This is a genomic window from Nonomuraea sp. NPDC059007 (genome assembly GCF_042740555.1).
Classification (GTDB): Bacteria; Actinomycetota; Actinomycetes; order Streptosporangiales; family Streptosporangiaceae; genus Nonomuraea.
This window is the reverse complement of record NZ_JBHYJD010000103.1, coordinates 1-11499: the sequence shown is the minus strand read 5'-3', so window position 1 is coordinate 11499 and position 11499 is coordinate 1. Positions and strand designations below refer to the sequence as shown.

At 72.9% G+C, this 11499-nt stretch carries 9 protein-coding genes; 6 read left to right on the top strand and 3 right to left on the bottom strand.

From position 1 onward, the window contains the following. The 3 genes from ACFWY5_RS57535 to ACFWY5_RS57525 form a co-directional block, all read left to right on the top strand. Window positions 1–3236 (top strand): hypothetical protein (locus tag ACFWY5_RS57535; protein ID WP_379640325.1); only part of this gene is annotated, 3236 nt, incomplete at its 5' end. Further along, window positions 3233–3787, top strand: a complete 555-nt coding sequence (locus ACFWY5_RS57530; RefSeq protein ID WP_379625076.1) for a hypothetical protein — start codon at window positions 3233–3235, stop codon at window positions 3785–3787. The genes ACFWY5_RS57535 and ACFWY5_RS57530, both read left to right, overlap by 4 nt. After that, complete coding sequence (locus ACFWY5_RS57525) at window positions 3780–4313, top strand: hypothetical protein (protein ID WP_379640324.1); 534 nt, start codon at window positions 3780–3782, stop codon at window positions 4311–4313. The genes ACFWY5_RS57530 and ACFWY5_RS57525 overlap by 8 nt, the downstream gene beginning before the upstream one ends. 6 nt (window positions 4314–4319) lie before the next feature. Here ACFWY5_RS57525 and metE read toward each other — a convergent pair whose 3' ends face one another. Next, window positions 4320–6458: a 5-methyltetrahydropteroyltriglutamate--homocysteine S-methyltransferase gene (gene metE / locus ACFWY5_RS57520; RefSeq protein ID WP_379640323.1), complete on the bottom strand. Its 2139-nt coding sequence runs from the start codon at window positions 6456–6458 to the stop codon at window positions 4320–4322. 83 nt (window positions 6459–6541) lie between these two features. Here metE and ACFWY5_RS57515 point away from each other — a divergent pair, with 83 nt between their 5' ends. Next, window positions 6542–7372 carry a LysR family transcriptional regulator gene (locus ACFWY5_RS57515; protein WP_379640326.1) on the top strand — a complete coding sequence of 277 codons (831 nt, stop codon included), beginning with the start codon at window positions 6542–6544 and terminating at the stop codon, window positions 7370–7372. Here the strand turns inward: ACFWY5_RS57515 and ACFWY5_RS57510 are convergent. Next, window positions 7314–8042, bottom strand: coding sequence for a DNA alkylation repair protein (locus ACFWY5_RS57510; RefSeq protein ID WP_379625082.1), 729 nt, complete (start codon window positions 8040–8042; stop codon window positions 7314–7316). The genes ACFWY5_RS57515 and ACFWY5_RS57510 overlap by 59 nt on opposite strands. Beyond that, window positions 8039–8716: a TetR/AcrR family transcriptional regulator gene (locus ACFWY5_RS57505; RefSeq protein WP_221340958.1), complete on the bottom strand. Its 678-nt coding sequence runs from the start codon at window positions 8714–8716 to the stop codon at window positions 8039–8041. The genes ACFWY5_RS57510 and ACFWY5_RS57505 overlap by 4 nt, the downstream gene beginning before the upstream one ends. Window positions 8717–9262: 546 nt before the next feature. Between ACFWY5_RS57505 and ACFWY5_RS57500 the strand changes: the two genes are divergently transcribed. Both ACFWY5_RS57500 and ACFWY5_RS57495 read left to right on the top strand, forming a co-directional pair. Then, window positions 9263–10414, top strand: a complete 1152-nt coding sequence (locus ACFWY5_RS57500; RefSeq protein WP_379640322.1) for an acetyl-CoA C-acetyltransferase — start codon at window positions 9263–9265, stop codon at window positions 10412–10414. A 15-nt stretch (window positions 10415–10429) separates the two neighbouring features. Continuing rightward, window positions 10430–11499, top strand: a 1070-nt coding sequence (locus ACFWY5_RS57495) for an alkaline phosphatase D family protein (RefSeq protein ID WP_379640321.1), incomplete at its 3' end; no start/stop codon positions are given.

The following is an 11499-nucleotide window of genomic DNA, read 5'->3' as shown; positions in this document are numbered from 1 at the left end:
CCGAGACGCTGCTCACCGACGACACGATCACCACGAACGTCGGCGCCGCGCTGGTCGAAAAGAAGTACCTGAGCAAGCGCGCCTTGCGCGAGCGCATGCACGAGATCGAGGCGCTGATCAACGACCTGGCGCTGGCGACCCTGTTCAGCCGTATGGCGGGCGAGGGCGGCCTGAACAATGGGCGGCTGAACCGGACCACGGGCTCCGGCGCCGCCGTCGACCTCGGCTTCAGGGCGCGGTCGCACGTGAGCGCGGTCGTCGTCGGCCCCCTGGACGCGCGCGAACTCGGCCGCATCGCCCGCTTCCAGCGGATGGCCAGCGGGTCCACGGGCCGCAGCCAGCTCTTCCCCCTCACCAGGGGTGTCGGTGGCGGCGAGGCCGTGACCACACTGAAGGGCGGCTACACCGTCGGAGACCAGTCCAGCGACCGCGTCACCACGTCGCTGGGCAACCGGGACGAGGGCACCGACAACCAGCGCGGCAAGCTGATCAAGGTGGAGCTCCACGTCGCCTACGACGCGACGCTGACGCGGGTCAAGCGGAGCATCCGCGGGCGCGTGAAGTACGGCAAACGCGACGAGATCCCCAACGTGGGCACCGCCACCGTCGTCGTCGCCATGTTCGAGGGCGACTACGCGGCCATGATGGCCGACGTCGAAGCCGGCGTGCCGCTCGGGTCGGGCTGGGCCTTCACTCCGGCCCCGGCGGCTGACGGCACGGTGTCCACGCACAAGCAGGCCACGGCCGCCGACCCACTCGGCCCGCTGGTCGATGCCAGGCGGAAGGCCTTCGATGAGCAGGTTTCCATCCATCTCACGGTGACCGAGCACGACGGCACCGTGCGCGGCTACCTGGTCGGGCCCGACGGCAGCGTCCGCAGTGACGAGCGGGACCTCGGGTTCGCCGAAGCGTTCGGCACCGTGCCCGACCACCTCGTCCAGATCGCCCGCGACCACAACGTGGACCTGCGTCACCTCTTCCACACCTCACCCGTGGAAGGCACGCTGTCGGACAAGATCCGGGCCGAGCTGGACAACCGCAAGATCTCGTACGAGACCCCCGCTCCGGCGTTCCCGCCCGCCTCCGCGAAGCCCGCCTCAGGGTCCCCCGCCGCCGGGTCTCCCGCGGCCGGCAGCGCCGCCCAGGCCTCGCCCGGTCCGTCCGCGCCGTCCGCCACGTCCGCGCCGGGAACCCCCGGCCCGTCCGCGCCGTCTCCCGCCCTGCCCGGCTCGCCGTTCGCCCTCGACGCCCGCCCGGCCTCCATGCCCGACCTGGACCACGACGAGCTGAAGGCCATCCAGCTCACGCCGAGCTCCTTCGGCGGCGGTGTCACCGCCCTGCGCTGGCTGGCCGACGGCCAGACCATGGAGGTAGTCACCTCCAAGCACGGCATCCTGTACGTACGCTTCACGATCGGCGACCCCGGCGCCGCCGACAACGCCCGGATCTCCACCGGCGCCACCCAGGACGACGCCCTCCTGGCGGTGATCCGGCCGAGACTGCACCCGTACGCCGTCGAGTCCACGCTGGTGCACGAGATCAGCCACGCCCTTCAGGAGGAGATCGCCAACCAGGAGGGCCGGGTCCAGGGCGTGGTCCGCACGTTCCTGCCCAGCGAACACCTGCGCGAGGGCCAGGACCACTGCCTGACCCCGCGCCTCCACGAGCACGCCCACCTGTCCGGCCTGTGGAACCGGGCCACCGACGCGGTGGCCCAGCTCAACCTGGCCCAGGCGATCGAGGCGATCGCCGCCGACATCGAGGCCAGGGGCCACCCGGCGCCGCCACCGCCGTGGGGCGACGGCCCGCGCGTGAAGACCGTGCCGCGCCAGGGCTCGATCGCCGACCTGCTCAACACGGGCGCCGGCCCGGTGGTCGACTCCGCGACCGCGATCGGCGCGCTCGACACCTCGCCGGGCGGGCTGGACCGCCTGGCCAACGCCGCGGGCGTCACCTCGATCACCCCGGCGGGACCGGGCCGCTTCACCGTCGAGTGGCCGGGCGGCAGCATGGAACTGCTGGTCTCCAAGTCCGACGTCCCGCCCGGCCAGGTGGACGCCTACCCGAGCCTCGGCCTGCCCGGCCGGCTCGTGCTGGAGGTCTCCGCCTTCAACGCCACCGACGTCCTGCTCACGACCGCCACGCGGATCGCCGAGCAGACCGCGGGGCTGCCCCCGGGCGGCATCATGAACGACCGCGCCCTCCCGGCCGACCCGGCGATCGGCGCCGACGACGTCCCCGCGCTCGTGCGCGTCAGGACCGCGGTACGGGCGCTCGCCGACGCCCCCAAGCCGCTGCGCGCCCAGCGCGAGAACGAGCTGCGCGCGGCAGCGGAACAGGCCGGGCTCAAGGCCGGCATGTTCCAGGGCAGCGCGCGCACCCGCCTGATCCTGGCCGCCCGCGCGGGACAGCTCGCGCCCGTCCACGTCAACGCGCTGTACTCGGTCTTCGGCCTGCCCGCGATCCCGCCCGTCCGGGCCGCCGCCGCGGCCGCCGCCCGCGCCGCGGAACAGGCCGGGGCCGAGGTCAAGGTGTACGGCGACGCCCTCCTCGACCTCGTCCTCCCAGGGCAGCCGCCGCTCGCCGTCGAGCTGACCTCCCACCGGGCCACCCGCGGCGAGCCGCTCACCGTGAACGTCCACCGAGGCGTCGCGCGCCTGCACGTGGCCGCGCTCGGCTCGTTCGGCGCCATCGAGCGCGCCGCCGCAGGAGCGGCGTCCGGCCTGATCGTCGCGCTGCAGGGTGTGCCCGCCGGCGCCCCCATGCTCAGGCGCGACCCGCCCGCCGACCCGGCCACCGCCCCCACCACGCTGTCCGTGGAGGACCACAAGGCGATCGCCCGGCTGCGGGAGGCGGTGCGCCAGGTCGACGCGGCCACGCCGTACCAGAGACCGGCGCGGTTGCGTGTGCTCGTGGAGATGGCGAACTCGCTGGGCGTGGGCGACGGCCCGCACCTGCGCGGCCGGCTTCCGTCCGAGCTCGACGAGGCACTGGTCAGGCTCGTCGACGGGCGCGGGCGCGTCGACGAGCGCGTCTCCGTCGTCCAGTCGATCCGCGAGCTCCTGGACGGCGGCACGCCGCCGACCGACCGGGCCCAGCACGCCCGCCGGCTCGCCAACGGCACCGGCTACTACCTCTACGAGTGCCTGTGCCCGGATGACGAGCCCTGCGTGTGCGGGTACCGGTACCGCGACAAGGAGTTCCCCGTCCCGGCCGATCGGGTGGATGCGCCATGATGGAGGCGGACGAAGGGACGGCCATGGGATTCGCGGTGGCGCGGACGAGGGACGAGGCGCACCTCTACCTCGACCTGAACCCGTGCGAGCGGTGCGGCTCCGTCGAGACGACCTGGAGCCGGGGGCTGGTGGAGGCCGAGGGCGAGCGCGCCGACCGCTACGCCGGGCGCTGCCAGGGCTGCGGCGCCGAGCGCGAGTTCCTGTTCGGCCTGCCCGCGCGGCCCGTCATCCCGGCCGGCTACCCGACCTTCGGCGGCCCCGAGCCGTCGGAGCTGCTCGACGCCGGCGAATGGCTGTGGGTGGCCGACCTGAGCGCGGGCAACGTGCCCGTGGACGACTCCGCCGAGGCCAGAAGGGCGCTGTCGATCGCCGCCGCCGCCGTCGAGGAGGTCGTCAAGTTCATCCGCCCCGGCGACGACACGGTGCCGGAGACGGCCTTCTGGTCCGATCGCGGGCTCGAGCTGCTGGCCCGCGAGCCCGGCCGGTTCGACCTCGACCGCCTGCTCATCGTCAGGGACACCTACCGGAACCTGGTGGCCGAGTATGCCTGAGCGGGCCAGATCGCTGGCCGAGGGCTACGTCTACCTCGACCTGGCCGTCCCCGAAGGCGGCGAGACGTCGGAACCCGAGGCGGGCGAGGACGCCTGGACGCTGCGCCTGGGCACGATCGAGGTCGAGGTGTCCTACGAGGGGGAGCGGGTCGCGCGCCAGAACGAGCTGCGCTTCGGCCCCGCAATCCCCCGCATGATGCCCGCCGGGCTGTGGGTGGTCGTCGCCGGCGCCCTCGCGCGCCGCGCCCTCGCCGTGGACCTCGAGTTCGCCGCGGGGCCCGGCGGCGACGACGCCTACGAGAGCGTCGTCGCCGGATGGGAGCTGGCGGCCGACGCGGTGGCCGAAGCCCTCCGCTTCGTCCCCATCGGCGCCGACCGCGCGCCCGCCGACGCCTTCTGGACCCCGGCGGGCAGAACCGTCCACCGCGAGAACCCCGAACGCTTCACCCGGGAGGCGCTGGAAGCCGACCTGGCCCACTACCGCCAGAACCTCGACGACTTCCGGCGCCTCCACGCCACCGGCTGAGCCCCGTCAGAGCGTGGCGCGCACGCGGCGGGCCGCCTCGACCACATTGCCCAGCGACGCCTCCACCTGCGCGTACGTCCGGGTCTTCAGGCCGCAGTCCGGGTTCACCCACACCCGGTCGCCGGGCAGGACCTTCAGGGTGGCGGCCAGCCGTTCCTCGACCTCGTCGGCCGACGGCACCCGCGGCGAGTGGATGTCGTAGACGCCCGGCCCGAGACCGCGCGCGTAGCCGCTCACCGCGTCCAGGATGCGCCGTCCCGATCGGGCCGACTCGATGGTGGTGACGTCGGCGTCCAGGCCGTCGATCGCGGCCAGGATCTGGTCGGCGTCGGAGTAGCACAGGTGCGTGTGGATCTGCGTGCGGTCGGCGACCACCGACGTGGCCCTGCGGTAGGCGGCCACCGCCCACTCCAGGTACGCGGGCTGCTCGGCGGCGCGCAGCGGCAGCAGTTCACGCAGGGCCGGCTCGTCCACCTGGATGACGGAGAGCCCGGCCGCCTCCAGGTCGCGCACCTCCTCGGCGATCGCGTCGGCCACCTGGAGCACCACGTCGCGCTGCGGCAGGTCGTCGCGGTCGAACGACCAGGCCACGATCGTCACCGGCCCGGTCAGCATGCCCTTGACGGGGCGATCGGTCAGCGACTGCGCGTAGGTGGCCCAGCGCACGGTGATGGGCGCCGGGCGCCGTACGTCGCCGTGGATGATCGGCGGGCGGGTGCAGCGCGAGCCGTAGGACTGCACCCAGCCGTTCTTGGTGACGGCGAAGCCGTCGAGGTGCTCGGCGAAGTACTGCACCATGTCGTTGCGCTCGGGCTCGCCGTGCACGAGCACGTCCAGGCCGAGATCCTCCTGCACCTGGATGGCGTGCTCGATCTCGCGCTCGACGAGCTTCTCGTAGTCGTCCGCCGCCAGCGCGCCGGCCACGACGCCGGCGCGGGCCGCGCGCAGCTCGCCGGTCTGCGGGAACGAGCCGATCGTGGTGGTCGGCAGCGGGGGCAGTTTGAGGTGCCCGGCCTGCGCCGCCGCCCGCACGGGGTAGGGGCTGCGGGCCGGCCGTACCTCATGGGTGGCGCTCGCCGCCGCGACGGGAACCTCGTCAAAGGGTACGGCGGCGCCGTCCGCCAGCAGGCGGGCCAGCTCGACCACCTCGGCCACCTTCTGCTCGGCGAAGGCCAGCCGGGCGACGAGGGCGGGCTCGAGACCGTCCTCGGCGGCGACGTCGTAGGGAACGTGCTGCAGCGAGCAGGAGGTGCTCACCACGACCCGGCCGGCGCGTACGCCCCGGAGCCTGGCGAGGGCGCGGCCGGGGTCGGTGCGCCAGACGTCGCGGCCGGAGACGACACCCGCGAAGACGGTCTTGCCCTCCAGCGCGATCTCGGGCACGGACCCGCGGACCAGGTCGAGACCGATGCCTTCGACCGGCGTCGCGGCCAGCGCGGGCAGGGCCGGGCCCAGGTCGCCGAAGTAGGAGGCGACGAGGATCTTGGGCCGCTCGGGCGCGGCGCCGAGCCTTTCGTAGGCGGCGCGGACCGCGTCGAGCTGGGCGGGCGTGAGGTCGGTGACGAGCGCGGGCTCGTCGAGCTGCACCCAGGCCACCCCTTCGCGCGCCAGGGCGGCCAGAAGCTCCTCGTAGGGGCCGAGCACGTCCTCCAGCCGCTCCAGCGCCCCGGACAGCGACAGGAACGTCACCGGGCCCACCACCACGGGCCGCGTCTCGTGGCCGAGCGCACGCGCCTCCCGCACCTCCGCCAGCGGCTTGGCGGCGTCGAGCTCGAAGACGGTCTCAGGGCCGATCTCCGGCACGATGTAGTGGTAGTTGGTGTCGAACCACTTGGTCATCCGCAGCGGCGCCAGCCCGTCGGTGCCGCGTGCCATGGCGAAATAGGGGTCCTCGGCGGCGAGATAACGTTCCGGCACCGCGCCGAGCAGCACGGCGGTGTCGAGCACCTGGTCATAGAACGAGAACGTGTTGGACGGCAGCTCCCCGAGCCCCAGCCCGGCCAGGCGGCCCCAGGTGGCGGCCCGCAGCCGGGCGCCCTCCTCCTCAAGGTCCCGGCGCGTGGTGCGCCCGTCCCAGTAGGACTCCAGGGCGCGCTTCAGCTCTCTGTTCGGGCCGATGCGGGGATATCCGAGCACGGTGGACATTTCACTGCTCCCAAGCCGGTGACGAAGACCTCTGGATCGTGCCTTCGATCTCCGCAGTGATGCATTATCTATTTGTGCTGCTTATGCTCAAGGAGATCCACTGCTTCGCCCGCGTGGCCGGGCGGCTCAGCTTCTCGCGGGCCGCCGCCGACCTGGGCATGTCGCAGCCCGCCATGAGCCAGGCCATCACCCGGCTGGAGAACGCCCTCCACCTCCAGCTTTTCGAGCGCAGCGCCCGCGAGGTACGGCTGACCGCCGCCGGTGCGGCCCTGCTCGCGCAGGCCGAGCAGGTGCTGGCCGCGGTCGACGGCTTCACCGACGAGGCGGCCCGGCTGACCCAGGCCGTCATCCATCTCGCTTATCCACCGCTTGCCGGGGCATTGGCGGCGCGGATCGTGCGGCGGCTGGCGGCCCGCGGCCCGTCCCTCGCCGTCGAGCTCCGCCCGGCCGGGCGGGCCGCCGCCGCCCAGGCGCTCGACGAGGGGCGGGTGTCGGCGGCCCTCGTCGCCTTTCCCGCCCCGGCCAGGTTCACCACGGGGGCGCGGTTTCACGTGACGGTGGATCGGCTGGCCGTACCGGCTGATCATCCGTGGCGTAACCGGGTGCTGGCCGAGCAACTGAGCGGGCAGGACCTGCTCGTGCCCGGCGGGCGGCTGGCGGGGCTGCCGGGACGGCATCGGCAGGTGGCCGAGGACGACTACGCCGCCGCCCTCGACCTGGTCGCCGCCGGGGCCGGGCTGCTGCCGATCCCGCAGCTCGTGGCCAGGACCGTGCGGAGGGAGGACGTCAGGTTCGTCCCGCTGGAAGGGGCCGACCTGCGCCTGACCTACGGACTGGCCTGGCGCGGCGAAGGCGTCACACCTGGGCTGATGGCCCTGGTGCAGGCGGTGCAGGAGGCGTTGTGGACTCGCTAGCGATGTTCTTGAGCGCCTCGCGCCGGCTCAGGCCGGAGATGCCCTTGGCCTGGACGTAGCGCACCACCTCGCGCGGGCTGACCTTCGCGTACTCGCGCAGCGCCCAGCCGATGGCCTTGCGGGCGAAGAAGTCGTTGTCCGACAGGCTCGGCTCGATGCACGCGAACAGCAGGGCGGTGTCGGTGCGCTGCTTGAACCGGTTCTGCGACAGGATCGCCGTCCGGCGCTTCCACAGATCCGGCTGGCCGGCCCACTGCAGCATGAGCGGGCGCATCGAGTCGGGGAAGGCCGCCAGCAGCCCGCCGACCCGGTGGGTGGCGATCTCGTCCACCAGGTCCCACCAGGCGCCGGTGACCACCATCTCCTCGTACATCGGCACCGTGTAGAGCGTCTGGTGCTCGCGGTAGAGGTGGTAGCCGGACAGCTCGATCGCGGCGTAGCGCTCCTCGCGGAACTCCGCCTCACGCCACAGCTCCAGCACCGCCCGCCGCCACTCGGGCGCGCCGTCCAGCGGATGCGCGGCGAAAACCCTCTTCAGCGCGGTACGGCGGGGCCCGGCCGACACCCCGAGAAACGGCATCTCCGACTTCATGTAGCGCTGCATCTGCGGCGCCTTGGCGGCGTCGGCCACCTCCTGCAGCGCCAAGCGGACGGCTTTGCGGAGGCTCATGCCTTCTGCGTGGTGCGCTCGCCCGTGGCCAGGCCGTCGAACAGCACGGTGATGTAGTGCTCGGCCAGGCCCGTCGTGTTGAGCCTGCCGCCGGGCCGGAACCAGCGCACCGCCACCCAGATCGTGTCGCGGATCATCCGGTAGGTGAGCTTGGGATCGACGTCGCCGCGGAACTGCCCCGCCGCCTGGCCCGCCTTGATCTGCGCCACCCACATCTGCTCGACCTCGTCCTCGGCCTTGACGAGGTAGTTGAAGCGCTCGAACTGGCGCAGGTAGTTCCAGTCGTTCTGCATGACGGTGATCGCGGCGCGGTGGGGCTCCAGCGTGCCGAAGCCGATGCGCACCATCTCGGAGAGCACGGCCCGCGGCTCGCCGCCGGACTCGAGCGCGGCGCGGTAACGGGCGATGAGGTCGTCGAGGAAGGTGGAGAGCACCTCGTCGACGATCGTCTCCTTGGAGTCGAAGTGGTGGTAGAGGCTTCCGGAGAGGATCCCGGCCTCGTCGGCGATCTCGCGCACGGTCGTGGCCTGGAAGCCCTTGCGCGCGAAGAGCTCCGCGGCGAGCTTCACGAGGTGGTCACGGCGCTCGGAGGCCGAGCCGGACGAGGTCGCGCGCTGGCGCTTGGCGGGGGTGGCGGTCGCGCCGGAGTTCTTTCGCGTTGTCACGTCCTCCATTATGAGCCCTCGCACAATCGCTTGTTCACGTAACACGCCCAGCTCACCCGCCCAAGACCCCCAACCACCCAGCCCCCCACCCGATTCCACCCCACCCCACCCAACCACCCCACTCACCCCCTCCCACCCCCGGATCGCCCACCCCGGGCGCACCGGCCCCCGGGCGTGCTCGCCCCCCGTCTGCGCCCGCCTCCGGGCGCGACCGCCTCCGGGTGCGACTACCTCCGGGTGCGACTACCTCCGCCTGCGCCCGCCCCCCGCCTGCGCCCACCGCACTCCTGGGCGCACTCACCTCGCGGTCCGGCACGCCCTCCGCGTTACGACCCGGGAGGCCTACCGGGTCTCCGGATCGGGTTGCCCGGATCGGGGGTCGCTCGGAAGGGGTTCCCCGAGGGGCGCCCAGCGCGGGGGTCGGCCTGTGGGCTGGGCCTGTGGGGCGCCGGCCGCGTGGGGCTCGCCCGTGGGGGCCGGGCTTGTGGGGTTGGTCCCTTGCGGTGGGCCGGAAGCACTGGGTCGAACGACCAAGCGCTTGCTAGGATAGTGGGCATGAACGAGGCGTACATCGTCGGTGCGGTCAGGACCCCGGTCGGGCGCAGGAAGGGCGGTCTGGCCGCCGCCCACCCCGCCGACCTGGGCGCGCACGTGCTCAAGGAGCTGGTCCAGCGCACCGGCATAGACCCGGCGGCCGTGGAGGACGTGGTGTTCGGGTGTGTGGACACCGTGGGGCCGCAGGCGGGGGACATCGCCCGTACCTGCTGGCTGGCCGCCGGGTTGCCCGAGGAGGTTCCGGGGGTCACCGTCGACCGGCAGTGCGGGTCCTCCCAGCAGGCCCTGCACTTCGCCGCCCAGGCCGTCATGTCGGGCACCAGCGACCTCGTCGTGGCCGGCGGCGTGCAGAACATGAGCATGGTCCCCATCTCCCAAGCGATGCTGGCCGGCCGCGAGCTCGGTCACGAGACCCCGTTCAGCGGCTCCAAAGGCTGGTCCCAGCGGTACGGCACGCAAGAGGTCTCCCAGTTCCACGGCGCCGAGCAAATCGCGAAAAAGTGGGAGGTGGCGAGGGAAGACATGGAAGCGTTCGCCCTCACCTCCCACCACCGCGCGATCCACGCCATCGACGCCGGCCACTTCGCCCGCGAGATCGTTCCCTACGAGGGCGCCGCCGTGGACGAGGGACCGCGCCGCGACACCACCGCCGCCAAGATGGCCGGGCTGAAGACGCTGCTCGACGGCGGACGGCTGACCGCAGCCCTGGCCTCCCAGATCTCCGACGGCGCCGCCGCGCTGCTGGTGGCGTCGGCGCGAGCCGTACAGGAGCATGGGCTGACCCCGCGCGCCCGCGTGCATCATCTGTCGGCGCGCGGCGGCGACCCGATCGAGATGTTGTCGGCGCCCATCCCCGCGACCGCGCACGCGCTCGGCAGGACGGGCATGTGCATCGGCGACTTCGACGTGATCGAGATCAACGAGGCGTTCGCCTCCGTGGCGCTGGCGTGGATCAAGGAGAGCGGCGCCGATCCGGCGGTCGTGAACCCCAACGGCGGCGCGATCGCCCTGGGCCACCCGCTCGGCGCGACCGGCGCGGTGCTGATGACGAAGCTGCTGCACGAGCTGGAGCGCACCGGCGGGCGCTGGGGGCTGCAGACGATGTGCGAGGGGGGAGGTCAGGCGAACGTCACCATCGTGGAGCGGTTGTGAGTCACCATTGAACGCATGGCCAACCCCTTCACCTTGGGCGTGGCATCGGGGGAGCCACTGCCGGACGGCGTCATCCTGTGGACCCGGCTGACCGGAGTGCCCGGCCGGGCGGTCGAGGTCAGGTGGCAGCTCGCCGCGGACGAACGGTTCACCAAGATCGTGCAGCAGGGCACGGCGCGGGCGCTGCCCGAGTGGGCGCACAGCGTGCACGTGCGGGTGGCGGCCCTGCGGCCGGGCACGGAGTACTTCTACCGGTTCCGCGCGGGCGCCGACCTCAGCGCCGTGGGACGCACGAAGACGGCCGCCGACCCCGCCTCATCCGATCTCGTACGCTTCGCCGTGGCCAACTGCCAGCGCTACGAGCACGGCCGCTACACCGCCCTGAGACACCTGGCGGACGAGCGCCCCGACGTGGTCTTCCACGTGGGCGACTACATCTACGAGAGCCGGCAGGCCGCCGACCCGGTACGGCGCCTGGACCGGCCGGGTGAGGCGGTCACGCTGGCCGACTACCGTGCCCGCTACGCCCGCTACAAGTCCGACCCCGATCTGCGGGCCGCCCACGCCGCCGCCCCCTGGGTCACGACCTGGGACGACCACGAGGTGCTCGACAACTACCGAGGCAGGGGCGACGGTTCCGCCGCCTTCCTGCGCCGCCGGGCCGCCGCCTACCAGGCGTACTACGAGCACCTGCCCTTACGCGTCCGTCCCGAGGCGGGCGCGCTGCAGATGTACCGGCGGCGCACCTACGGCCGGGTGGCCGACTTCATGCTGCTGGACGTGCGGCAGTACCGCGACGCCGCCACGATGCTCGGCGCCGCGCAGGAGCAGTGGCTGCTGTCGCGCCTGACCACGACCCCGGTCCGCTGGAAGGTGCTGGTGCAGCCGCTCTTCTTCGCCCGTCGCTTCGTCCCCGGCCCCGCGCCGAACCTGCGCCTGGACAGCTGGGACGGCCATCCTGCCGAGCGCGCCCGCATCCTGGCCGCGGCGGGCGGCCTGGTGGTGCTGAGTGGTGACGTTCACAACCACTGGGCGTGCGATCTCAAAGCCGACTTTCTTGATCCTTCCTCGCCATCGGTGGGCGC